The 22,750-nt window shown below is 70.3% G+C and carries 20 protein-coding genes and 1 pseudogene; 9 read left to right on the forward strand and 12 right to left on the reverse strand.

The features are described from left to right. Positions 1-32: 32 nt before the first annotated feature. From gyrB to dnaA, 6 genes and pseudogenes are all read right to left on the reverse strand, one after another. The gene (gene gyrB / locus ACZ7MY_RS24095) at positions 33-2,075 is read right to left on the reverse strand and encodes a DNA topoisomerase (ATP-hydrolyzing) subunit B (RefSeq protein WP_499604610.1); all 2,043 of its coding nucleotides are present in this window, start codon (positions 2,073-2,075) and stop codon (positions 33-35) included. 269 nt (positions 2,076-2,344) lie between these two features. Beyond that, complete coding sequence (locus ACZ7MY_RS24100) at positions 2,345-2,893, reverse strand: DciA family protein (protein ID WP_499604612.1); 549 nt, start codon at positions 2,891-2,893, stop codon at positions 2,345-2,347. Next, positions 2,890-4,020 carry a DNA replication/repair protein RecF gene (gene recF / locus ACZ7MY_RS24105; RefSeq protein ID WP_499604614.1) on the reverse strand — a complete coding sequence of 377 codons (1,131 nt, stop codon included), beginning with the start codon at positions 4,018-4,020 and terminating at the stop codon, positions 2,890-2,892. Before recF ends, ACZ7MY_RS24100 begins: the two co-directional genes overlap by 4 nt. A gap of 32 nt (positions 4,021-4,052) precedes the next feature. Further along, positions 4,053-4,934, reverse strand: a pseudogene (gnd, locus tag ACZ7MY_RS24110) (phosphogluconate dehydrogenase (NAD(+)-dependent, decarboxylating)); the annotation flags it as partial. A 79-nt stretch (positions 4,935-5,013) separates the two neighbouring features. Next, positions 5,014-6,144, reverse strand: a complete 1,131-nt coding sequence (dnaN, locus tag ACZ7MY_RS24115; RefSeq protein ID WP_499604616.1) for a DNA polymerase III subunit beta — start codon at positions 6,142-6,144, stop codon at positions 5,014-5,016. An 880-nt stretch (positions 6,145-7,024) separates the two neighbouring features. Continuing rightward, positions 7,025-8,776 (reverse strand): chromosomal replication initiator protein DnaA, encoded by a 1,752-nt coding sequence (dnaA, locus tag ACZ7MY_RS24120; protein WP_499604617.1) that lies wholly within the window; start codon positions 8,774-8,776, stop codon positions 7,025-7,027. A gap of 386 nt (positions 8,777-9,162) precedes the next feature. Between dnaA and rpmH the strand changes: the two genes are divergently transcribed. From rpmH to ACZ7MY_RS24165, 9 genes are all read left to right on the forward strand, one after another. Continuing rightward, positions 9,163-9,300: a 50S ribosomal protein L34 gene (gene rpmH, locus ACZ7MY_RS24125; protein WP_003975051.1), complete on the forward strand. Its 138-nt coding sequence runs from the start codon at positions 9,163-9,165 to the stop codon at positions 9,298-9,300. Positions 9,301-9,326: 26 nt separating this feature from the next. Further along, on the forward strand, positions 9,327-9,701 hold the full coding sequence (gene rnpA / locus ACZ7MY_RS24130; protein WP_499604619.1) for a ribonuclease P protein component: 375 nt from the start codon (positions 9,327-9,329) through the stop codon (positions 9,699-9,701). Continuing rightward, entirely contained in the window at positions 9,698-10,018 is a 321-nt protein-coding gene (gene yidD / locus ACZ7MY_RS24135; RefSeq protein ID WP_499604621.1) for a membrane protein insertion efficiency factor YidD, read from the forward strand. Before rnpA ends, yidD begins: the two co-directional genes overlap by 4 nt. 2 nt (positions 10,019-10,020) lie before the next feature. Then, positions 10,021-11,064: a membrane protein insertase YidC gene (yidC, locus tag ACZ7MY_RS24140; RefSeq protein ID WP_499604623.1), complete on the forward strand. Its 1,044-nt coding sequence runs from the start codon at positions 10,021-10,023 to the stop codon at positions 11,062-11,064. Between the two features lie 15 nt (positions 11,065-11,079). Beyond that, positions 11,080-11,577, forward strand: a complete 498-nt coding sequence (locus ACZ7MY_RS24145) for a Jag family protein (protein ID WP_499604625.1) — start codon at positions 11,080-11,082, stop codon at positions 11,575-11,577. A 110-nt stretch (positions 11,578-11,687) separates the two neighbouring features. Further along, complete coding sequence (gene rsmG, locus ACZ7MY_RS24150) at positions 11,688-12,404, forward strand: 16S rRNA (guanine(527)-N(7))-methyltransferase RsmG (RefSeq protein ID WP_499604627.1); 717 nt, start codon at positions 11,688-11,690, stop codon at positions 12,402-12,404. 247 nt (positions 12,405-12,651) lie between these two features. Beyond that, the gene (locus tag ACZ7MY_RS24155; RefSeq protein WP_499604628.1) at positions 12,652-13,698 is read left to right on the forward strand and encodes a ParA family protein; all 1,047 of its coding nucleotides are present in this window, start codon (positions 12,652-12,654) and stop codon (positions 13,696-13,698) included. Next, positions 13,695-14,804 (forward strand): ParB/RepB/Spo0J family partition protein, encoded by a 1,110-nt coding sequence (locus tag ACZ7MY_RS24160; RefSeq protein ID WP_499604630.1) that lies wholly within the window; start codon positions 13,695-13,697, stop codon positions 14,802-14,804. The genes ACZ7MY_RS24155 and ACZ7MY_RS24160 overlap by 4 nt, the downstream gene beginning before the upstream one ends. A gap of 304 nt (positions 14,805-15,108) precedes the next feature. Continuing rightward, positions 15,109-15,726 (forward strand): GNAT family N-acetyltransferase, encoded by a 618-nt coding sequence (locus ACZ7MY_RS24165; protein WP_499604632.1) that lies wholly within the window; start codon positions 15,109-15,111, stop codon positions 15,724-15,726. A gap of 57 nt (positions 15,727-15,783) precedes the next feature. On the opposite strand, the gene trxA is transcribed toward ACZ7MY_RS24165, so the two are convergent. The 6 genes from trxA to murJ all read right to left on the reverse strand — a co-directional run bounded on the left by trxA (position 15,784) and on the right by murJ (position 22,748). Continuing rightward, the gene (gene trxA / locus ACZ7MY_RS24170) at positions 15,784-16,113 is read right to left on the reverse strand and encodes a thioredoxin (protein ID WP_089225436.1); all 330 of its coding nucleotides are present in this window, start codon (positions 16,111-16,113) and stop codon (positions 15,784-15,786) included. Between the two features lie 47 nt (positions 16,114-16,160). Further along, positions 16,161-17,147: a thioredoxin-disulfide reductase gene (gene trxB, locus ACZ7MY_RS24175; RefSeq protein ID WP_499604635.1), complete on the reverse strand. Its 987-nt coding sequence runs from the start codon at positions 17,145-17,147 to the stop codon at positions 16,161-16,163. 107 nt (positions 17,148-17,254) lie between these two features. Beyond that, complete coding sequence (locus tag ACZ7MY_RS24180; RefSeq protein ID WP_499604637.1) at positions 17,255-18,118, reverse strand: RsmA family anti-sigma factor; 864 nt, start codon at positions 18,116-18,118, stop codon at positions 17,255-17,257. Next, positions 18,115-18,810 carry an RNA polymerase sigma factor SigM gene (sigM, locus tag ACZ7MY_RS24185; RefSeq protein WP_499604639.1) on the reverse strand — a complete coding sequence of 232 codons (696 nt, stop codon included), beginning with the start codon at positions 18,808-18,810 and terminating at the stop codon, positions 18,115-18,117. Before sigM ends, ACZ7MY_RS24180 begins: the two co-directional genes overlap by 4 nt. A gap of 15 nt (positions 18,811-18,825) precedes the next feature. Beyond that, positions 18,826-20,565, reverse strand: a complete 1,740-nt coding sequence (locus tag ACZ7MY_RS24190; RefSeq protein ID WP_499604640.1) for a protein kinase family protein — start codon at positions 20,563-20,565, stop codon at positions 18,826-18,828. A 119-nt stretch (positions 20,566-20,684) separates the two neighbouring features. Next, positions 20,685-22,748, reverse strand: coding sequence for a murein biosynthesis integral membrane protein MurJ (murJ, locus tag ACZ7MY_RS24195; protein ID WP_499604641.1), 2,064 nt, complete (start codon positions 22,746-22,748; stop codon positions 20,685-20,687). Positions 22,749-22,750: the final 2 nt, after the last annotated feature.

Below are 22,750 nucleotides of genomic sequence, written 5' to 3' on the forward strand. Positions count from 1 at the left end.
GTCCTTTCGGGCGGCGGCTGATGGGGGCCGACTCAGATGTCGAGGAAGCGGACATCCTTGGCGTTGCGCTGGATGAAGGAGCGCCGGGCCTCGACGTCCTCGCCCATCAGCACCGAGAACAGGTCGTCGGCGAGGGCCGCGTCGTCCAGGGTGACCTGGCCGAGCACGCGGTGGTCGACGTCCATCGTGGTGACCCGCAGTTCCTCGGCGTTCATCTCGCCGAGGCCCTTGAAGCGCTGGATCGAGTCCTCGCGCACGCGCTTGCCGTTCTGCCGCCCCAGCTCGATCAGGGCGTCGCGCTCGGAGTCGGAGTACGCGTACTCGAAGTCGTCCCGGCCCCACTTGATCTTGTAGAGCGGGGGACGGGAGAGGTACACGTGGCCCGCCTCGACCAGCGGCCGCATGAAGCGGAACAGGAAGGTCAGCAGCAGGGTGTTGATGTGCTGGCCGTCCACGTCGGCGTCGGCCATCAGGATGATCTTGTGGTAGCGCAGCTTGGAGATGTCGAAGTCCTCGTGCACACCGGTGCCGAAGGCCGAGATCAGCGCCTGGATCTCGGTGTTCTGGAGGATCTTGTCGATCCGCGCCTTCTCCACGTTCAGGATCTTGCCGCGGATCGGGAGGATCGCCTGGTACTGCGGGTTGCGGCCGGACTTGGCCGAGCCGCCGGCGGAGTCGCCCTCGACGATGAAGATCTCGCACTTGGCGGGGTCGTTGGACTGGCAGTCGCTCAGCTTGCCCGGCAGCGACGCCGTCTCCAGCAGGCCCTTGCGGCGCGTCAGGTCGCGCGCCTTGCGGGCGGCGACGCGGGCGGTGGCCGCCTGGATCGACTTGCGGATGATGTCCGAGGCCTCGTTGGGGTTGCGGTCCAACCAGTCCGTCAGGTGCTCGTGCACGACCTTCTGGACGAAGGTCTTCGCCTCGGTGTTGCCGAGCTTGGTCTTGGTCTGGCCCTCGAACTGCGGCTCGCCCAGCTTGACCGAGATGATCGCGGTCAGGCCCTCGCGGATGTCCTCACCGGTGAGGTTGTCGTCCTTCTCGCGGAGCAGCTTCTTCTCGCGCGCGTACTTGTTGACCAGCGTGGTCAGCGCGGCGCGGAAGCCCTCCTCGTGGGTGCCGCCCTCATGGGTGTGGATGGTGTTGGCGAAGCTGTAGACACCCTCGCTGTACTGGGTGTTCCACTGCATCGCGACCTCGACGGAGAGCATCCGCTCCTTGTCCTCCGCGTCGATGTCGATCACCGACGGGTGGACCGTCTCGCCCTTGCGCGAGTTCAGGTACTTCACGAAGTCGACGATGCCGCCCTCGTAGTGGTACGAGACCGAGCGCGGCTGGCCCTCGTTCTCCACGTCCGCGTGCTCGGGGCGCTCGTCCGTCAGCGAGATGGTCAGGCCCTTGTTGAGGAAGGCCATCTCCTGGAAGCGCCGCGAGAGCGTCTCGAAGGAGTACTCGAGGGTCTCAAAGATGTCCCCGTCGGCCCAGAAGGTGACCGAGGTGCCGGTCTCCGGGACCTCCTCGTTCTTCTGCAGCGGGGCGGTGGGGACACCCATCTTGTAGTCCTGGGTCCAGCGGAAGCCCTCACGCTTGACCTCGACCGCGACCTTCGTCGACAGGGCGTTCACCACGGAGACGCCGACGCCGTGCAGACCGCCGGAGACGGCGTAGCCGCCACCGCCGAACTTGCCGCCGGCGTGGAGGACGGTCAGCACGACCTCGACGGCGGGCTTGCCCTCGGACGGCACGATGTCCACGGGGATGCCGCGACCGTTGTCGACGACGCGCACGCCGCCGTCGGGGAGGATCGTGACGTTGATGGTGTCCGCGTGACCGGCCAGCGCCTCGTCGACGGAGTTGTCGACGACCTCGTACACCAGGTGGTGCAGGCCACGCTCGCCCGTCGAGCCGATGTACATGCCCGGGCGCTTGCGAACCGCGTCCAGGCCCTCAAGGACGGTGATCGCGCTGGCGTCGTACGCCCCGCCGGAAGCGGGTGCGGCGGAGCCGTCAGCTGCGGACGTATTGATCTCGTTGGGGTTGCCGGAATCGGCCACGAAGCGCCCTTTCTGGCACAGCATGAGCCGGGTCCCGCGGGGCGGAACCGGCTTCATCACTCGACATCTTCGACTGGTCCCGCTGGGGTCCCCCGGTGCCGGAGGCCAGGGGCGGGCGGTACTGCTGCCAGTCTACCGGTAGCGCCGACATAGATGGGGCTTTGGCGGTACCTGAGTTCCCGTGTGCCCGACGGAAGTACCTCCTGACGACTCCCCACACGCGGACCGGGTCCCAAAACCGCTCACGCGGGCGCACAGGGCTTCGACCCGATTACGCACAGCAGGTTTCCGGCCTATCCGTACGTATCGCCCGGCCCACGGCTCCCGGGAGCGCGCAGCCGCCCGTACGAACGCACCGGTCCCCCCGGTCCCAGGACCTTGATCAGCTTCACGGTGCCGTGCCCGAGGTCGGCGTTCAGCCTGGCCACCAGCGTCGGGGCGAGCAGCCGCAGCTGCGTCGCCCAGGCCGTGGAGTCGCACTGCACCGTGAGGACCCGCTCCTCCTCGTCGTACCGCTGCGGCTGGCAGTGCAGGGCCACGTCGTCGCCCACCAGTTCCGGCCAGCGGCCCATCACGCCGCCCACCGCCGCCGGGGCCTCCCAGCCGCGCTCGGTGATCAGCCGGCTGATCGCGGCGCCCAGCGGCAGCGGGTCACGCCCGTCCGCCCGTGCGCCGCTGCGCAACCCCCCGCGCCGGGCCTGCTTCTTCTGCTGCGCGGCCGCGCCCCTCGCGCGGGCCTGCTCCTTGGCGGCGCGCAGCGCGACCCTGGCCAGGTCGACGCCGGACACCGGCTCGCCCTGGGCGCCCGTCGCCTGCCCCGACGGCTGCTGCTGATCCGTCATGCCCGCTCCACGCCGCCGTCCTCCACCGCGTACCGGGCGCCGACCAGCACGTCCGGCACGTCGTCGTCCACCGCCGCCGTCACCAGCACCTGCTCACCGGGGGCCACCAGCTCCGCCAGCCGGGCCCGGCGCCGGGCGTCCAGCTCGGCGAAGACGTCGTCCAGCACCAGCACCGGCTCGCCGCCGTCGGCGCGCAGCAGGTCGTACGAGGCCAGCCGCAGCGCCAGCGCGTACGACCAGGACTCCCCGTGGCTCGCGTACCCCTTGGCGGGGAGCTGCGCCAGCTTGAGCGAGAGGTCGTCCCGGTGCGGGCCGACCAGGGTCACCCCGCGCTCGATCTCCTGCTTGCGGGCCTCCCCGAGGGCCTCCAGCAGCAGCCCGTACAACTGCTCGCGGCCCGACGCCCCGGCGATCCGTTCGCCGATCGAACTGCGGTACTCCAGCACGACCGGACCGCCGCCCGGCGCCAGCCGCTCGTACGCCTTGTCCGCCAGCGGCTGCAGGGCGTGGGTGAGGTCCAGGCGCTGGGCCAGCAGTTCGGCGCCGGCCTTGGCCAGGTGCTGGTCCCAGATGTCGAGCGTGGACAGGTCGGCGCCGCGGCCGCCGTGGCGGCGGGCCATCGTGGCCGACTTCAGCAGGGTGTTGCGCTGCTTGAGGACCCGCTCGTAGTCGCTGCGGACGCCCGCCAGCCGGGGCGCCCGCGCCGTGAGCAGCTCGTCGAGGAAGCGCCGGCGCTCCCCGGGGTCGCCCTTGACCAGGGCCAGGTCCTCGGGGGCGAAGAGCACCGTCCTGACTATCCCCAGCAGGTCGCGCGGGCGGACCTGGGAGGAGCGGTTGAGCCGGGCCCGGTTGGAGCGCCCCGGGTTGATCTCCAGCTCGACCAGCTGCTGCCGCTCGCCCTGCACCACCGACGCCCGCACGATCGCCCGGTCCGCGCCCATCCGCACCAGCGGTGCGTCGCTCGCGACGCGGTGGCTGCCGAGGGTCGCCAGGTAGCCGACCGCCTCGACCAGATTGGTCTTGCCCTGGCCGTTGGGCCCCACGAAAGCGGTGACGCCCGGGTCGAGCGGGACCTCGACCCGGGCGTAGGAGCGGAAGTCGGCGAGCGACAGATGCGCGACGTGCATGGCTGCGCGCCGCCTCCTTCCCGTGGGTGTGACTAGTGCTTCTCGACGGCGTGGCCGCCGAACTGGTTGCGGAGCGCGGCGATCATCTTCATCTGCGGGGAGTCGTCCTGGCGGGAGGCGAAGCGCGCGAAGAGGGACGCGGTGATCGCGGGCAGCGGCACGGCGTTGTCGATGGCGGCCTCGACCGTCCAGCGGCCCTCGCCGGAGTCCTCGGCGTAGCCCTTGAGCTTGTCGAGGTGCTCGTCCTCGTCGAGGGCGTTGACGGCCAGGTCCAGCAGCCAGGAGCGGATGACGGTGCCCTCCTGCCAGGAGCGGAACACCTCGCGCACGTCGGTGACCGAGTGGACCTTCTCCAGCAGCTCCCAGCCCTCGGCGTAGGCCTGCATCATGGCGTACTCGATGCCGTTGTGGACCATCTTCGCGAAGTGGCCGGCGCCGACCTTGCCCGCGTGGACGGAACCGAAGTTCCCCACCGGCTTGAGGGCGTTGAAGACCGGCTGCACCTTCTCCACGTGCTCGGCCTCGCCGCCGTACATCAGCGCGTAGCCGTTCTCCAGGCCCCAGACGCCGCCGGAGACACCGCAGTCGACGAAGCCGACGCCCTTGGCGGCGAGCTCCTCGGCGTGCTTCTCGTCGTCCGTCCAACGGGAGTTGCCGCCGTCGACGACGACGTCACCGGGGGAGAGCAGCTCACCGAGCTCGTCGATCGTCGACTGGGTGGCGGCGCCGGCCGGCACCATCACCCACACCACGCGCGGGGCCTCGAGCTTGTCCACAAGTTCCTGCAGGCTGTGGACATCGGCGAGGTCCGGGTTGCGGTCGTAGCCGATGACAGTGTGACCGGCCTGGCGGATGCGCGTGCGCATGTTCCCGCCCATCTTGCCGAGACCGATGAGACCGAGCTCCATCGTTGATCCTTCGTTCGAAGCCTGCCTGACCTACGTCGAGCCTACGTCGGCCCCCGCAGGGCGACGCGACCGGACAGGCCTCGCGTCAGCCGGACAGCCGGACCGGCATGATCAGGTACTTGTACGCGTCGTCGGCCTCGGCGTCGACCGCCGGACGGCCGCTGAGCAGCGCGGGCTTCGTCGACGTGGTGAAGGACAGCTGCGCCACCGGCGAGTCGATCGCGCTCAGGCCGTCCAGCAGGAACGTCGGGTTAAAGGCGATCGAGATGTCGTCGCCCTCAAGCGTGGCGTCCACGCGCTCCACAGCCTGTGCGTCGTCGCTGGAACCGGCCTCCAGGGTCAGCACGCCCTGTTCGAAGCTCAGCCGGACCGGCGTGTTGCGCTCGGCCACCAGGGCCACGCGCTTGACGGCCTCGACGAAGGGGGCCGTCTCGATCACCGCGACGGAGTTGAACTCGGTCGGGAAGAGCGTCCGGTACTTCGGCAGGTCGCCCTCGAGCAGACGCGTCGTGGTGCGGCGGCCCGCGCCCTCGAAGCCGATCAGGCCCTCGCCCGCGCCGGAGCCGGCCAGGGCGATGGCGACGGAGTCGCCGTTGGTGAGGGACTTGGCGGTGTCCAGCAGCGTCTTGGCGGGTACCAGGGCGACCGCGGAGATGTCCGGGGTCTCCGGCTTCCACAGGAACTCGCGGACCGCGAAGCGGTAGCGGTCTGTGGCGGCCAGGGTGACGGTGTCGCCCTCGATCTCGATCCGCACACCGGTCAGCACCGGCAGGGTGTCGTCACGGCCGGCGGCGATGGCGACCTGGGCGGCCGCCGCGGCGAAGACCTCGCCGGGGACGGTGCCGGAAGCGGTGGGCATCGCGGGCAGCGCCGGGTACTCCTCCACAGGCAGGGTGTGGAGTGTGAATCGCGAGCTGCCGCAGACGACGGTCACGCGCACGCCGTCGGTGGAGATCTCCACAGGCCTGTTGGGAAGTGCCCGCGAGATGTCGGCGAGCAGCCGGCCGGAGACGAGGACGGTGCCGTCCTCCTCCACGTCGGCCTCGACGGAGACGCGGGCCGAGACCTCGTAGTCGAAGCCGGACAGGCTCAGCTGCCCCTCCTCGGCCTTCAGCAGCAGGCCCGCCAGGACCGGCACCGGGGGACGGGCCGGGAGACTGCGGGCCGCCCAGGCCACTGCCTCCGCGAGTACATCGCGCTCCACCCGGATCTTCACCGGAACCGCCTCCTGCTGTTGCTGGCTGTCTGTGGCCGACTCTCTGGCCCTGCTGGCCCTCTTGCCGAGAACAGTCTGACAGCCGCCACGGACATGCGGTGCGGGTTGGGGTCAAGCCGGAGGGCGGGGAGGCGGACGGCCCGCGGCTCGGTTGTGCACAGGTCCCACTTCGAAGCAGATTCCCCGGTAACTATCCCTGGTCGTAGTAATAGGGGTTGTGGAAACCGTGGATAAGTGGTTCCGGTGCAGGTCAGGCCCTGTTTTTTGTCCACCGAGCCTGTGGGCGGAGCCGGTGGACAACCGGGCCCGTCTGTGGACGGCCGGAAGTTGTGCACACGCGATTCACAGGAGCCCCCCGGTTCTCCCCAGCGCTGTCCCCAGGAATACCCGGGTTCTCCCCAGCCCAACCCACCACGTTGGTGTGACGCGGTTCACTCCGACCGGTGAGCGGGTGTGTTCCGTTGCCGAACAGTGGACAGGACTGTGGAGAAGCGGCCCCTGACTGGGGACAACCGCCCCCAGCCTGTGGGCGAGCGGTGGACAACCGCGAGAGGGGTCCTGTGGGCGGCCGGAATGTCCACAGTCTGTGGACCGGGGTTGCCCACAAATCCACATGGCCCCCAGCAGGCCGAACGAGCATCGTACGGCCCGGCCTGTGGACACGTTCGGGACAACCCGGGCATCCCCAGGCTGTGGACGGGGGAAAACCGCCCCGTCCTGTGGAGAGACGTTCCTGTCCCCGGGCCGCGGCCGGCGCAATCGAACAACGAGAAGCGCCCCGGGAGTTGGCCCGGGGCGCTGTGGACGTACGGAGTGCGTGCGGAAGGCGCCTGAGGGGACGCGCGGGAGAGCCGCGGGAGGACGCGCGGAAGGTCCCGCGTCAGCTCTTGATGCGGTTGGTGAGCTCGGTGACCTGGTTGTAGATGGACCGCCGCTCGGCCATCAGGGAGCGGATCTTGCGGTCCGCGTGCATGACCGTCGTGTGGTCGCGGCCGCCGAACAGGGCGCCGATCTTCGGCAGCGACAGGTCCGTGAGCTCCCGGCACAGGTACATGGCGATCTGCCGGGCCGTGACGAGCACGCGGCTGCGGGAGGAGCCGGAGAGGTCCTCGACGTCCAGGCCGAAGTAGGAAGCCGTCTCCGCCATGATCGCCTGTCCGCTGATCTCGGGGACGGAGTCCTCCCCGCCGGGGATCAGGTCCTTCAGCACGATCTCGGTGAGCTGCAGGTCCACCGGCTGACGGTTGAGGCTGGCGAAGGCCGTCACCCGGATCAGCGCGCCCTCCAGCTCGCGGATGTTCCGCGAGATCCGGGAGGCGATGAACTCCAGCACCTCCGGCGGGGCGTTGAGCTGCTCCTGCACCGCCTTCTTGCGGAGGATCGCGATCCGGGTCTCCAGCTCGGGCGGCTGGACGTCGGTGATCAGGCCCCACTCGAAGCGGTTGCGCAGCCGGTCCTCCAGGGTCACCAGCTGCTTGGGCGGCCGGTCGGAGGAGAGCACGATCTGCTTGTTTGCGTTGTGCAGGGTGTTGAAAGTGTGGAAGAACTCCTCCTGCGTCGACTCCTTGCTCGCCAGGAACTGGATGTCGTCGACCAGCAGGATGTCCATGTCCCGGTAGCGCTTGCGGAACGCGTCCGCCTTGCCGTCGCGGATGGAGTTGATGAACTCGTTGGTGAACTCCTCGGAGCTCACGTAGCGCACCCGCGTGCCCGGGTAGAGGCTGCGCGCGTAGTGCCCGATCGCGTGCAGCAGGTGCGTCTTGCCGAGGCCGGACTCCCCGTAGATGAACAGCGGGTTGTACGCCTTGGCCGGTGCCTCCGCCACGGCGACCGCCGCGGCGTGCGCGAAGCGGTTGGAGGCGCCGATGACGAAGGTGTCGAAGAGGTACTTGGGGTTCAGCCGCGCGGTGGGCTCCGCCGGGCCCCCCGAACCGCCCGACCCGCCGGCGCCCGAGTGGGAGCCGGCACCGCCGTTCCCCCCTCCGGTGCGCGGCGGGGGCATGGCCGGCATCTGCGGCGGCGCCGGCTCCGGCCGCGCCGGGGGCTGGTGGGGCGAGGGGATCTCGTAGCGGGAGGCGGGCGGCTGGTAGTGCTCGCGCTCCTGGTAGTCGCCGAAGCGCTGCTGCTGCCAGCGGTCCTCGGGCTCGCGGGGCGGCCAGCCGCCGGAGCCGCCGGTGGGCCCGACCACGTGCTCGGGGTAGGCCGGGCGCATGCGCGGGACCTCGCCGTAGCCGTGCGGCCGCTCGTCGTACCGGCCCGGCTCCGCGGCGTACGCGGGGGGCTGCGGATGCGACGGCGCCTCGAGCTGCGGCTGCGGTTCGGGGACGACCGGCGCCTGCGGCGCGGGGGCCGCCTCCTGCTCGCCGCCCGAGGCGACGGCGATGGCGATGCCCACGGGGTGGCCGAACTCACGGCTGAGGACGTCGGTGATCAGCGGCAGGAGCCGCCCCTCCAGCACGCTCTTGGCGAACTCGTTGGGCGCGGACAGCACGGCCGTGCCGGCGACGAGCGCCAGCGGCTGCGTCCGCTGCAGCCAGTCCGCGTCCTTCGGCTTGAGGTCGTCGCTCTCCACGAGCAGTTTCTGCAGGACCCTGGGCCACACTGAGGCAAGATCGGCAGTTACGTCAGCCACAGTGCACGCTCTCTCGGTCGCTGGTTGGTGCCGATGGGTCCCACGAAGGTGTGGTTCTTGGGACGGACGGGAAGGTTTCGGAGTTCAGCCACGGTAGTCAGCGCAGCCTGCCTGGTTCAAGTCGTTGTCCACAGGGTGTGCAAAACCACGTCCGGATGGCGGCGCGTACGGCGGTGACCGGGGCTGGTTTGACCTGACGCCGCGGCCCCGCGTACCGTAACCAGGTCGAGTTGTCGATGGCTGCTGCCGCCTGCCTACCGATGGGCGAGGATCACCGAGGTGATCGTCAAGCGGTGCACACCAGGATGTTCCGCGAGTTCTTCGTGGGCGCACGGTGACAGCCAGGCGACGCCCCGCCAACACACGATTCATCCTGGAGCCCCCGAGTGAGCAAGCGCACCTTCCAGCCGAACAACCGTCGTCGCGCCAAGACCCACGGCTTCCGGCTGCGCATGCGTACGCGTGCCGGCCGCGCCATCCTCGCGACCCGCCGTAGCAAGGGCCGCGCCCGCCTGTCCGCCTGATCGCACCGAAGCGCGAGGTGTGAGTCGTGCTGCCCACCGAGAATCGGCTGAGGCGGCGGCAGGACTTCGCGACCGCGGTACGTCGAGGACGCCGGGCCGGACGACCACTTCTGGTCGTCCACCTGCGCACCGACAGTGACACAAGGGACCCGCACGCAGCGGGGGGGAGTGCCTCCCCGGCGCGTGCGGGTTTCGTCGTGAGCAAGGCCGTCGGTAACGCGGTGACCCGGAACCTGGTCAAGCGTCGGCTTCGTCACCTTGTCCGCGAACGTCTGTCCGTGCTGCCCCCCGGTAGCCTGGTAGTCGTACGAGCGCTGCCCGGTGCGGGTGACGCAGACCATTCACAGCTGGCCCGAGACCTGGATGCCGCCCTCGGGAGGCTCCTGGGGGTGGCGCTATGAAGTACCCGTTGCTGGCCTTGATCAAGATTTACCAGTGGACCATCAGCCCGTTGCTCGGTCCGGTCTGCAAGTACTACCCCTCGTGTTCGCACTACGGGTATACGGCGATCGATCGGCACGGCGCGATCAAGGGCACTGCCCTGACCGCGTGGCGGATCCTGCGTTGCAACCCGTGGTCGCTGGGCGGCGTGGACCATGTCCCGCCGCGCAAGCGCCCACCGTGGCACGCTCGCCTGCGCGACGCCCTCCGGGGTGACGCACCGGGTGGGTCCGTTACTCCCGAGCCCGTCGAGTCGCCTCATGCCCAAGGAGCCTGACCGTGGGGATCTTGAACCCCCTCTACGCTGCCGTTTCGTGGATCATCGTCCAGTTCCACTCGCTGTACAGCCTTGTCTTTGACAAGGACGGCGGCCTGGCCTGGGGCCTGTCGATCGTCTCCCTGGTGGTCCTGATCCGGATCTGCCTGATCCCGCTCTTCGTGAAGCAGATCAAGTCGACCCGGAACATGCAGGCGCTCCAGCCCAAGATGAAGGCGATCCAGGAGCGCTACAAGAACGACCGGCAGCGCCAGTCCGAAGAGATGATGAAGCTGTACAAGGAGACGGGCACCAACCCGCTCTCCTCGTGCCTTCCGATCCTGGCGCAGTCCCCCTTCTTCTTCTCGCTGTACCACGTGCTCAGCTACATCGCGCAGGGCAAGCAGGTCGGCGTGATGGGCCAGGACCTCGTCAACAGCGCCCAGAAGGCCCACATCTTCGGTGCTCCGCTCGCCGCGAAGTTCACCGACGGCGCCGACAAGCTCACGCAGCTCGGCGCCTCGGTCACCGACGTCCGCGTGGTCACGGTCATCATGATCGTCCTGATGTCGGCCTCGCAGTTCTACACGCAGCGCCAGCTGATGACGAAGAACGTCGACATGACGGTGAAGACGCCGTTCATGCAGCAGCAGAAGATGCTGATGTACGTCTTCCCGATCATGTTCGCCGTCTTCGGCATCAACTTCCCCGTCGGTGTCCTCGTCTACTGGCTGACCACCAACGTGTGGACCATGGGGCAGCAGATGTTCGTCATCCGCCGGAACCCGACTCCCGGCAGCCTCGCCTTCCAGCAGCGCCAGGAGCGCCTGAAGGCCAAGGGCAAGCTGAAGGACGAGCCCGCCGCCGCCAAGGAGCCGCAGGACGCGGCGCCGGTGAAGCGCACCCAGCCCAAGCGCCAGAGCAAGTCGCAGCGCCAGACGGGCGGCACCGCGCAGCCGGCCGGTGCCGGCGGCACCAAGCCCAAGCCGGGCGGCGGGGCGGCCGCGGGCACCAAGCCGAAGCCGAGCAGCGGCGCGGACAAGCCGAACCTGTCGAAGAAGAAGTAGCAGAGGAGTCCCGCCGTGACGGACGGCAACACCACCGACGCGCTCACCCGCCTCGAGCAGGAGGGCGAGATCGCGGCCGACTACCTCGAGGGGCTGCTGGACATCGCCGACCTCGACGGTGACATCGACATGGACGTCGAGGGGGACCGGGCCTCGGTCTCCATCGTCGGCGAATCGTCGAGCCGTGACCTCAACAAGCTCGTCGGCCGGGACGGCGAGGTGCTGGAGGCGCTCCAGGAGCTGACCCGGCTCGCGGTCCACCGGGAGACCGGCGACCGCAGCCGGCTGATGCTCGACATCGCCGGCTTCCGGGCCCGCAAGCGGGCCGAGCTGACGGAGCTGGGCGAGAAGGCGGCCGAGGAGGTCAAGGGCTCCGGCCAGCCGGTGAAGCTGAAGCCGATGACGCCCTTCGAGCGCAAGGTCGTGCACGACGCGGTGGCCGCCGCGGGGCTACGCAGCGAGTCCGAGGGCGAGGAGCCCGAGCGCCGGGTGGTCGTCCTCCCGGCCTCCTGACCTCCACCGGTCTCAGCTCTCAGCGGTACTCACTCGGCCCCGTCTGTTCGCAGGCGGGGCCGAACCTTGTCAGCCTGGTGAAAGCTTGCAACAACGGAAGGACGGTTCTCGTGACGGAGGCAGCGGCGGAGCTTCCCCCGGCGCCGGAAGCGGCACGTGAGGTGTTCGGTGAGCGCTTCGCGGACGCGGTGCGGTACGCGGAACTGCTGGCCGACGCGGGAGTGCGCCGCGGGCTGATCGGCCCGCGCGAGGTGCCCCGGCTCTGGGAGCGCCACCTGCTGAACTGCGCCGTGCTCGCCGAGGTGATCCCCCAGGGCGTCTCGGTGTGCGACGTGGGCTCGGGCGCGGGGCTCCCGGGCATCCCGCTGGCACTGACCCGGCCGGACCTCAGCATCACCCTGCTGGAACCGCTGCTGCGCAGGACCACCTTCCTGGAGGAGGCCGTGCGGCTGCTGGGACTGTCCAACGTCGTGGTGGTGCGTGGCCGGGCCGAGGAGATGGTCGGCAAGGTGCCGCCGGTGGACGTGGTGACCGCCCGCGCCGTGGCGCCGCTCGAGCGTCTCGCCGGCTGGGGGCTGCCGTTGCTCCGTCCGCACGGGGAGATGACCGTCCTCAAGGGCGACACCGCCGAGGAGGAGCTGAAGGCCGCACGCGCCGCCCTGAGCCGCCTCGGGGCCGTGGAGACCTCCGTGGTCCAGGTCGGCGAGGGGATCGTGGATCAACTCTCGACCGTGGTGCGGGTGCTGGCGGGCGAGAGCCCCGGCGGTGTGCGGGGAGCGACCCGCAGGGCCAAGGCGGCCCGGGCGAGCCGTCGGCAACGGCACTGATCGCGGCCGTGTGCTCCATACAAACGGCCATACGTACATAATCCGGAGTGTCGGGTAGGAAACGGTCGCGGCGCTGCGCATCGTGTTTCACGTGAAACGGCGCTCTCTGCTCCCAGGAATCCTCGGCCGCGCTCGTGCCGCGGCCGAGATGCTCTCGCATCGGCCCTCCGAGATGACCCATTCGGTGACTCAACCGGTGGATTCATCCACAGGAGAACCGCCCTCACTGGTTCGCGACCCCGAAAGCATGGCAGGCTCTGTTCATTGCGAGCTTGTAGTCGAGGAGAGTGAATCCTTGCGGTCCGACGCCAACATCGCGGGACCGATGGCCGATCCGGTCCCCGGTCCCCGCACCGAGCCGTTCGGGGATGATGTTTCACGTGAAACACCGCCCCCGATGGACGACACCCCCATCGGCCGTGCCGCCCAACTGGCCGTGGAGGCACTGGGGCGGGCCGGTGAAGGACTCCCACGCCCACCACAGACCCGAGTGATGGTGGTCGCCAACCAGAAGGGCGGGGTCGGCAAGACCACCACCACGGTCAACATGGCCGCCTCCCTGGCCCTCCACGGGGCCCGGGTGCTGGTCGTCGACCTCGACCCCCAGGGCAACGCCTCCACCGCCCTCGGGATTGACCACCACGCCGAAGTCCCCTCCATCTACGACGTGCTGGTGGAGAGCAAGCCGCTCTCCGACGTCGTCCAGCCGGTGCCGGACGTGGAGGGCCTCTTCTGTGCCCCCGCCACCATCGACCTGGCCGGCGCCGAGATCGAGCTGGTCTCGCTGGTGGCCCGCGAGAGCCGGCTGCAGCGGGCCATCGAGTCCTACGAGCAGCCACTGGACTACATCCTCATCGACTGCCCGCCCTCGCTCGGTCTGCTGACCGTCAACGCCCTGGTGGCCGGCGCCGAGGTCCTCATCCCGATCCAGTGCGAGTACTACGCCCTGGAGGGCCTGGGGCAACTCCTCCGCAACGTGGAGCTGGTGCGGGGCCACCTCAACCCCAAGCTCCATGTCTCCACCATCCTGCTGACCATGTACGACGGCCGGACCCGGCTCGCCTCGCAGGTCGCCGAGGAGGTGCGCACCCACTTCGGCAAGGAGGTGCTCAGCACGAGCATCCCGCGCTCGGTCCGCATCTCGGAAGCGCCCAGCTACGGTCAGACGGTGCTGACCTACGATCCCGGTTCGAGCGGCGCGCTGTCGTACCTCGAGGCGGCACGCGAGATGGCCCTGCGCGGCCTTGGGCGCAGCCAAGACACAGAGCAGAACACGTCGAAGGGGATCCAGTGAGTGAGCGACGCAGAGGACTCGGCCGTGGTCTCGGCGCGCTGATTCCCGCCGCACCGAACGGTGCGGACGCGGCAGCCGCGACCGCGGTGGCGACGGCGACGCCCGCCGCGCCTGTCCTGGCGCCGGAGCGAGGTGTCGCCGTCGCCAAGGTGACGGCCCTGGCGGAACAGCAGGGACGTGAGGGGACCGCATCCATCCCCGTTTCACGTGAAACACCTGAAGCCATCGTGGTTCAGGAGCCGTCCCTGGTGGCGGGGGCGTACTTCGCGGAGCTGCCGCTGGACGCGATCATCCCCAACCCCCGTCAGCCGCGTGAGGTCTTCGACGAGGACGCGCTGGCCGAGCTGGTCACCTCCATCAAGGAGGTCGGCCTCCTGCAGCCGGTCGTCGTCCGTCAGGTCGGACCGGAGCGCTACGAGCTCATCATGGGCGAGCGGCGCTGGCGGGCCAGCCGGGAGGCGGGCCTGGAGGCCATCCCGGCGATCGTGCGCGCCACGGACGACGAGAAGCTCCTCCTGGACGCGCTGCTGGAGAACCTGCACCGTGCCCAGCTGAACCCGCTGGAAGAGGCGGCCGCCTACGACCAGCTCCTCAAGGACTTCGCCTGCACCCACGAGCAGCTCGCCGACCGTATCGGCCGCTCCCGCTCCCAGGTCTCCAACACCCTGCGCCTGCTGAAGCTCTCCGCCCCCGTACAGCGGCGTGTGGCGGCCGGTGTGCTCTCCGCGGGGCACGCCCGCTCCCTGCTCGCCCTGGAGGACGTGGAGGACCAGGATCGGCTCGCCAGCCGGATCGTGGCCGAGGGGCTCTCGGTGCGCGCGGTCGAGGAGATCGTGCATGTGATGAACTCCGAGTCCCAGCCGGCGCGGAAGGCACCGGCGCCCCGGGCCGGCAAGCGGATGTCCCCCGCGCTGACCGACCTCGCGCTGCGGCTCTCGGACCGCTTCGAGACCCGTGTGAAGGTGGACCTCGGGCAGAAGCGCGGGAAGATCGTCGTGGAGTTCGCCTCGATAGAGGACCTGGAGCGCATCCTCGGCTCGATGGCACCGGGCGAGGGAGACGTCCTCGAGCGGTCGCTCACCGAGGAGTCCGACGAGGAGGAGTGAGCCCCGGCGTCCTCACCGCCGCGTGACGGATCGCAACTACCGGGCGGGTCACGTCCCGAGAGGGATGTGGCCCGCTTTTTGCTGGGCCGTTAGCGTTGCTCCGGTGTCGGACTTGTCCGCTCACGGATACGATGCGTACGGGATGGAGCACTACCTCCGGGGAGGGGCTCATGCGATCGGTGCGGCGCGTCGGAGTGGAGCACGATTGGCAGAGGGCCGCCCTCCTCGCAGCGGGGCTCGGGCTGGGCGCCGTGGGTGGCTTCGTCGGCAGTTGGGTCCACGACAGAAACGAGGGTCAGACCTCATGGGGCGTCGGATCGTTCCGCTCACGCTGGACAACCTCCCGGATCTCCCCAACCGCTGCCGCGCGTGCGTCTTCTGGGAGCTCGATCCGGTGAGCGGGGAGGCCGCCGTCCAGGCCGGCAAGCCGGAGCTGGAGAAGGAGGCCTGGATCTCGGCGGTGCTGCTGGAGTGGGGGTCCTGCGGCCGGGTCGTCTACGTGGACGAGGTGCCCGCCGGCTTCCTGCTCTACGCCCCGCCCGCCTACGTGCCGCGCTCGACGGCCTTCCCCACGAGTCCCGTCTCCCCCGACGCCGTCCAGCTGATGACCGCCCGGATCCTCCCGGGCTTCCAGGGACAGGGACTGGGCCGGGTGCTGGTGCAGACGATGGCCAAGGACCTGGTGCGGCGGGGCTTCCGGGCGATCGAGGCCTTCGGTGACGCGCGCTGGGAGGAGCCCGCGTGCGTCCTGCCCGCCGAGCACCTGCTGGCCGTCGGCTTCAAGACGGTGCGGCCGCACCCGCGGTTCCCCCGGCTGAGGCTGGAGCTGCGCACGACGATCTCCTGGAAGGAGGACGTCGAGATGGCGATCGACCGGCTGCTCGGCGCCGTGCAGAAGGAACCGGCGCTGCGGCCCCTGTGAACGGACGAAGGGCCCGCCCCTCACGGGGGCGGGCCCTTTCGCGTCCGTCTGCGGTGCTCAGCCGATGAAGTCCGCCAGGTCGCGCTCGATGGCGGCCTTCGGCTTGGCGCCGACGATGGTCTTCACGACCTCGCCGCCCTTGTAGACGTTGAGGGTCGGGATCGACATGACGCCGTACTTGGCGGCGGTGACCGGGTTCTCGTCGATGTTCAGCTTGACGATGGTGATCTGGTCGCCGTGCTCCGCGGCGATCGCCTCGAGCGACGGGGCGATCTGGCGGCACGGACCGCACCACTCGGCCCAGAAGTCGACGAGCACGGGCTTGTCGCTGGACAGGACCTCCTCGTCGAAGGTCGCATCGGTCACGGTCTTGGTGTTGCCGGCCACGGCTGTCTCCTCGGTGTGTAGGACGGGTACTTGGTTGTGCTGCGCGGTCAGACGACCGCGGCGGCGGTCTGCTCGGGCTCGCGGGTCTGCTCGTTGCCGGCGTCGCTCAGGGCGGCGAGGTAGCGCTCGGCGTCCAGGGCGGCGGAACATCCGGTGCCCGCGGCGGTGATCGCCTGGCGGTAGGTGTGGTCCACGACGTCACCCGCGGCGAAGACACCGGGGATCTTCGTACGGGTGGTGGGCGACTCGACCTTGAGGTAGCCCTCCTCGTCCAGGTCGAGGATCCCCTTGAACAGCTCGGTGCGGGGGTCGTGGCCGATCGCGATGAACAGGCCGGTGACCGGCAGTTCGGAGGTCTCGCCGGACTTGGTGTTCCGCAGGACCAGGCCGGAGAGCTTGCCCTCGCCGTTGATCTCGGCGACCTCGTTGTCCCAGACGAACGAGATCTTCGGGTCGGCGAAGGCGCGCTCCTGCATCGCCTTGGAGGCGCGGAGCGTGTCCCGCCGGTGGACCACCTTCACGCTCTTGGCGAAGCGCGAGAGGAAGGTCGCCTCCTCCAGGGCGGTGTCACCGCCGCCGATGACGGCGATCTCGTGGTCTTTGAAGAAGAAGCCGTCACAGGTGGCGCACCAGGAGACACCGCGCCCGGAGAGCTGGTCCTCGTTGGGGAGGCCGAGCTTGCGGTGCTGGGAACCGGTGGCGATGATGACGGCCCTCGCCCGGTGGACGGTGCCCGCGGAGTCGGTGACGGTCTTGATGTCACCCTCGAGGTCGACCTCGACGATGTCGTCCGGGATCAGCTCGGCACCGAAGCGCTCGGCCTGGGCCCGCATGTTGTCCATGAGGTCGGGGCCCATGATGCCGTCGCGGAAGCCGGGGAAGTTCTCGACGTCGGTCGTGGTCATGAGGGCGCCGCCGGCCGTGACCGCACCTTCGAAGACCAGGGGCTTGAGGGAGGCGCGGGCGGTGTAGAGCGCGGCTGTGTATCCCGCCGGCCCGGAACCGATGATGATCACGTTTCGGACGTCGCTCACGGGTTCTTCCTCGTCTCTGCTGTGCCGATTCGCCGGGTGCCTCGGCGGCGGGACCGTTGTCATCCCGCCTAACGGATCCTACGGTCCGGGCATTCCCGTCGGCGTGGCTAGCGAGGGTATGTCTCCTCGCGGAGGAGGGTGCCCGTGGCGGGGGGCTGCGCTGTGGTGCACGAGGCGTCCACGACGTAGGCGTCGACCAGCGAGGGGTCACCCTCGTGCGGGAGCACGACCAGATAGGAGTCCATGCCCTCGTACCTGCCCCGCTGGAGGGCGATCGGGGTCTCCGTGCGGTCGACGGCCCCCAGGACGCAGGACGGGGCGGCACTGTCCATGCCGACCATCGGGGACTGCCCGGCGGGCTTGCTCTCGGGCTTCCCGCCCGCGCCGCTTGTCAGCAGATCGTGTACCTGCGCGCCGAGCGTGTCGGCGTCAGCCTTGGCGCCGGCGTCGGAGGCCGTCGACGACTCGAGGCCGGCGCTCCCCCCGGTGCTCCAGGTGGACTGCGCGAGGAAGCTTCCGAGGCCGACCACGGCGGCGACGGAGGCGGCGACGAGGACGCCCTTCACCCGGCGCCGACCGGATCCGGCGCCGGCGCGGCCGGGGCCGCTGAGGCCGGAGCCGCGACCGGAGGGCCGTCCACCGACGGGTGCCGATGTTTCACGTGAAACACGAGGCGGCTCCGCGGTCCCTGTTTCACGTGAAACATCGGCGGTGCTGGAGGCGAGCAGCGCCTCGGCGGCGAGCGCGGCGTCGATCCGGCCGGCGATGTCGGCGGGCATCCGGAGCGGTCCCGGGAGCGTGCCCAGGAGTCCGCGGATCTCGTCCAGGGAGGCACGAACGTCGGCACAGAGCGTGCAGCCGTCGATGTGCCCGCGGACGTCGGCCGAGCGCGTCGGCGGGAGGATGCCCTCGGTGAGTGCCGAGATCTCGGCGACCTCGGGGTGCTCGTCCGTACCCGTCGTCGACGTCATGGGTGTCCACCTCCGCCCTGTGTGAAGCCGTGGCCCGGCCGGGCCTCCGTCTCTGGGACGGATGCGTTCTCCGTCCGGTTCCTTGCCCCTGCCTGATCGCCGCTACTCCCCGGCGTGTCCCGCAGATGGGAGAGGAGAGGCAGCAGCCGCGCCCGGCCCCGGGCGCATCTGCTCTTGACCGTCCCCGCCGGCACGTCGAGGACGGCGGCGGCCTCCGCCACGGGGTAACCCTGCATGTCGACGAGGACCAGGGCTGCCCGCTGCTCCACGGGGAGCGTCGCGAGCGCCCGCAGCAGTTCCCGGTGCAGCTCGCCCCGCTCGGCGGGGGCCGCGGCGGACTCGTGCGGTTCGAGCAGCTCCTCGAACTGCTTCTCGTCCGTCACCGCGGCGGTGCGGCGCGAGGCCGCCTTGCGCGCCCGGTCCAGGCACGCGTTCACGGTGATGCGGTGCAGCCAGGTCGTGACGGCCGACTGCCCCCGGAAGGTGTGGGCGGCGCGGAAGGCCGAGACGAGTGCGTCCTGCACGGCGTCGGCGGCCTCCTCGCGGTCCCCCAGGGTCCGCAGCGCCACCGCCCAGAGCCGGTCCCGGTGCCGGCGGACGAGTTCCCCGAAGGCGTTCGGGTCCCCCGCGACATGGCGGGCGAGGAGGTCGCTGTCGCTGACCTCCCCGCCCGTACCCTGCGTGGCCACCATCCCCCTCCCGCGGGGCTACTGCCCCTCGAACCTCACATTGGTGATGGCCTGCTTGTAGCCGGCCTGGGAGTACCCGTCGGCCTGTGAATAGGGAAGGGCGGTCAGCCAGACCACGACGTACCGCGTCTCCACGGGTGCCTTCAGGGTGAGCTTCGCCGTCTTGTCGCTGGTGGTGACGGTGGCCAGTTTCCTCAGTCGGCCCGGCTCGGCCGTGGTGTTCAGCGAGTCGGCCGCGTAGAGCGTGACCGTCGTGTGGTCGCCGCCGTAGTAGAGGTCTATCGAGGCCTGGCCGAGCTTCTTCGTCGCTCCGAGGTCGTAGGCGATGCCGACGCCCTTCTTGACGGAGGGGGCGAACTCGGGACCGTCGGCGAAGCTGTTCGTGCGCCAGTAGGTGGACGTCTTGCTGTCGTAGGTGGCGTCGACGTCGTTCGGGTGCTGAGCGCCGCCGAAGGGTGCGTACTCGGCCGCCCCCTTCACGGGCAGCGGCTGCAGCGTCACCTGGTTCGCGCCGCCGTTGTCGCTGCCCCCGTCGTTCCCCGTGGTGTGGGAAGTGGAGGTGCCGCCGGACTTCGCCTGGTTCTCGCGGTCCATCAGCGTCTCCGCGAGCTGCCAGCTGCCGAGGCCGAGGGCGACGATGAGGAGGGCCGAGACGGACCACTTGAGGGCCTTGCCGGTGCGGCCGGGCAGGGCCGGCGGCGGCGTGGCGGAGAGGGCGCTCGTGGCGCCGGGGGACGCGGGGCCCGCCGGGGTCTGGCGGTAGGAGCCCTGCTGGTAGGTGGTGCGCGAGTAGGGCGTCATCGCCGGCTGCTCGGGCGGCCGGATCTTGGGGATCGCGGTGACCGCCTTGGACAGCTCCTCGGGCGTGGTGCAGGGCTCCGGCTCACGGGAAGCCGTCGCCCCGTCGTTGACCAGGGCGCGCATGGCGAGCTCCGACAGCCCGCGGTGGACGCCCGCCCGCACCTGGTCGGGCGCGACGAGGCCGACGTCCTTGGGGAGGCCGGTGAGCCCGTGGTCGTCCTCCGGGTACGGCCAGCGCTGGGTGAGCGAGGCGTACAGGAGGGCTCCGATGGCCTCGGTGTCCTCACGCTGCGGACGCTCGGAGGAGATGCCGCGCAGCGCGGCGGCGACCGCAAGACCGCGGATGCGGTACTGCCCCGCCTCGGTGCGAAGGACGGCGTCGGGGCCGAGCCGCAGGTGCGCCAGGCCCTCGCGGTGCGCGGCGGCCATGGCCTGGGAGATCTGGTTGACCATCTGGTAGGCCTCGTGCGGCTCCAGCGGGTCGGCGGTGATCAGGGTGGTGAGTTCCCGGGCGTCCGGGAGCCACTCGTGGATCACGTAGACGAGGTCGTCCTCCTCGACGGCGTCGAGGACCTGCACGAAACGGGGGTCCCCGAGGAGGGCCGCGGAGCGGGCCGCCGCCAGTACGGAACGGGCCCGGTTGTGTTCGGCGGGCAGGATGTGGATGCCCACGGCCCGGCGCAGCTTCTCGTCGACGGCCTTCCAGCTGCTGAAGCCGTCGGCACGGGTGAGGCAGTCCTCCAGGCGGTAGCGCGCGGCGAGCTTGTGGCCGCTGTGGAGCTCGGGCGGCTCGGAATTGGTCGGTGCTGTCTCCTCGGGGATGGTCTGCTGTGGCGCGTCCTGCTCTTCGCTCCGGTCCGTCGCCTCGTCGGCCGTGGCACTGTCCGCATGGGCGGCGAGCTGCTCGTCGCCGCTCTCGTTGGCCACTCCGACGGCAGCCGTGCTCCGTTCCGCCACCGTCGTTCCTGCCTCCCCATCCGTTGCAAGATCTGACTACACAGCCGAGGACAATTGTGCCAACAGTCCACCGCTATGCACGACACACGACGGCCCACGAAGGTTGCGCGGTGGGCGCATCAGCGGCCCAGCCGGCCCCTGACCATGCCGACCATGGCCGTCATCTCCTCGACGCGCATGCGCTTGGCGGCGACGAAGAAGATCCCGCCCAGCACGACGGCGCCGAGCAGCAGCGACAGCAACGATGCGGCAGCGCCGTGACCCAGCGAGTGCGAGACACCGTAGACGACGGCGCCGCCGCCCGCGGCGGCGGGGATGCACGCACCGATGAGCCGCGCGTAGGTGCGCACCACGCGCTTGCCGTCGATGTCGCCGCCGAGGCGCCTGCGCAGCCGCTTGACCGCCACTCCGACGCCGATCGCGTAGGCCAGGCCGTAGCCGGCGGCCATGCCCACCACGGCCCAGCGGGCGGGCAGGACGAAGTAGCAGACGGCGGCGGCGACGGCGTTGCACGCGGCGACGATGACCGTGTTGTAGAAGGGGGTGCGGGTGTCCTCGTAGGCGTAGAAGCCGCGCAGGACGATGTACTGCACGGAGAAGGGGATCAGGCCCAGTCCGAAGGCCATCAGGACGAAGCCGATGTTCACCGCGCCGTCGCCGGAGCTGCTGTAGAGCAGGGTCGCGATGGGGAGCCCGAGGGCGAGGAAGGCGAAGGCGGCGGGCACGATGGCCACGCCCGAGGTCCGCAGGCCGTAGGAGAGGTCGTCACGGACCGCGGCGGCGTCCCCGTCGGCGGCGGCGCGGGAGATCCGCGGGAGCACGGCCGTCATGACGGAGACGGTGATGATGGCCTGCGGCATCTGCCACAGGAGCAGCGCGTAGTTGAACGCGGTGATGCCGGTGCCCTCGTGGCCCGCCTTCTCGGCCGCCGCACCCGCCGCCGTGGCGAACTGGGTGAGGACGATCAGGCCGATCTGGTTGGCGAGCACGAAGAAGAAGGTCCACTTCGCGAGCTTCGCCGCGTGGCCGAGGCCGTGGCCGCGCCAGTCGAACCGCGGCCTGATCCGGAACCCGGCCTCGCGCAGGTAGGGGATCATCGCCAGGGCTTGCACGGCCAGGCCCAGCAGGGTGCCGAGGCCGAGCAGCCGGGCGCCTTCCGGGGTGATGGTCTGCGAGGTGACGCCGGTGCTGGTGAAGGAGCCGAAGGCCCAGATGAAGGCACCGAAGGTGGCGATGATGACGACGTTGTTGAGGACCGGGGTCCACATCATCGCGCCGAACCGGCCGCGGGCGTTCAGCACCTGCCCGAGCACCACGTGCAGACCCATGAAGAACATCGTCGGGATGCAGTAGCGGGCGAAGGTGACCGCGACCTCGAACCTGACCGGGTCGGAGGCGATGTCGTGGGACATCGCCCTGATGAGCAGCGGCGCGCCGAACACACAGAGGGCCGTGACGGCCGCCAGGCCGACGGCGACGAGGGTCAGCAGGCGGTTGGCGTAGGCCTCGCCGCCGTCCTCGTCGTTCTTCATGGCGCGGACGAGCTGCGGGACGAACACGGCGTTGATCGCGCCGCCGCCGACCAGGATGTAGATCATCGTGGGCAGGGTGTTGGCGACCTGGTAGCCGTCGTTCAGCGTGCCGACGCCGATCGCGGCGGCCATGACCAGGGTGCGCAGGAACCCGGTGACCCGGGAGACCAGGGTGCCGGCCGCCATGAGGGCGCTGGACTTGAGGATGCTGCCGGCCCGTCCCCCGGACTTCCCGGACACGGGCGCCGCGGCGGGCTCGGGCTCCGCGGGGGCCTCCTGGACCGGCTCGTCGCGGAAGAGGTGGGCGTACTCGTCCGGGCGCGCGGGCGCACCGTCCTCGTCCGGCGCGTGGGAGACCAGCTCGTCGACGCCGACGTACCGGGTGTCGGCGTCGTCGGCGTACGGCATGCGGTACGGCTCCTGGTGGGCGTACGGCGGGCCGTAGGCATGCGGCTGGGCCGGCGGGTGCGCGGTGCGGTCGTAGAGGGCCTCGCCCACCGGGTCCTGCACGGTCGGATCCTGCCGGCGGTAGGGATCGCGGGCGTAGGTGTCCTGCAGGTACGGGTCGGGCGCGGCAGGGTGCTGCCCGGGCTGCTCGGGGAACCGCTCCCCGGCTTCCCGTTCGCGCTCACCGTCGTACGGTGCGTTCATCT

It is taken from the genome of Streptomyces sp. NPDC111520 (assembly GCF_055635295.1).

Excerpts from the sequence above, each read along its gene's own strand:
- gyrB (WP_499604610.1), bottom strand. The coding sequence starts at position 2,075 with ATGCTGTGCCAGAAAGGGCGCTTCGTGGCCGATTCCGGCAACCCCAAC.
- ACZ7MY_RS24100 (WP_499604612.1), bottom strand. The coding sequence starts at position 2,893 with ATGACGGATCAGCAGCAGCCGTCGGGGCAGGCGACGGGCGCCCAGGGC.
- recF (WP_499604614.1), bottom strand. The coding sequence starts at position 4,020 with ATGCACGTCGCGCATCTGTCGCTCGCCGACTTCCGCTCCTACGCCCGG.
- yidD (WP_499604621.1), top strand. The coding sequence starts at position 9,698 with ATGAAGTACCCGTTGCTGGCCTTGATCAAGATTTACCAGTGGACCATC.
- ACZ7MY_RS24155 (WP_499604628.1), top strand. The coding sequence starts at position 12,652 with ATGGCAGGCTCTGTTCATTGCGAGCTTGTAGTCGAGGAGAGTGAATCC.
- ACZ7MY_RS24165 (WP_499604632.1), top strand. The coding sequence starts at position 15,109 with ATGGGGCGTCGGATCGTTCCGCTCACGCTGGACAACCTCCCGGATCTC.
- ACZ7MY_RS24180 (WP_499604637.1), bottom strand. The coding sequence starts at position 18,118 with ATGACGTCGACGACGGGTACGGACGAGCACCCCGAGGTCGCCGAGATC.
- sigM (WP_499604639.1), bottom strand. The coding sequence starts at position 18,810 with ATGGTGGCCACGCAGGGTACGGGCGGGGAGGTCAGCGACAGCGACCTC.
- murJ (WP_499604641.1), bottom strand. The coding sequence starts at position 22,748 with ATGAACGCACCGTACGACGGTGAGCGCGAACGGGAAGCCGGGGAGCGG.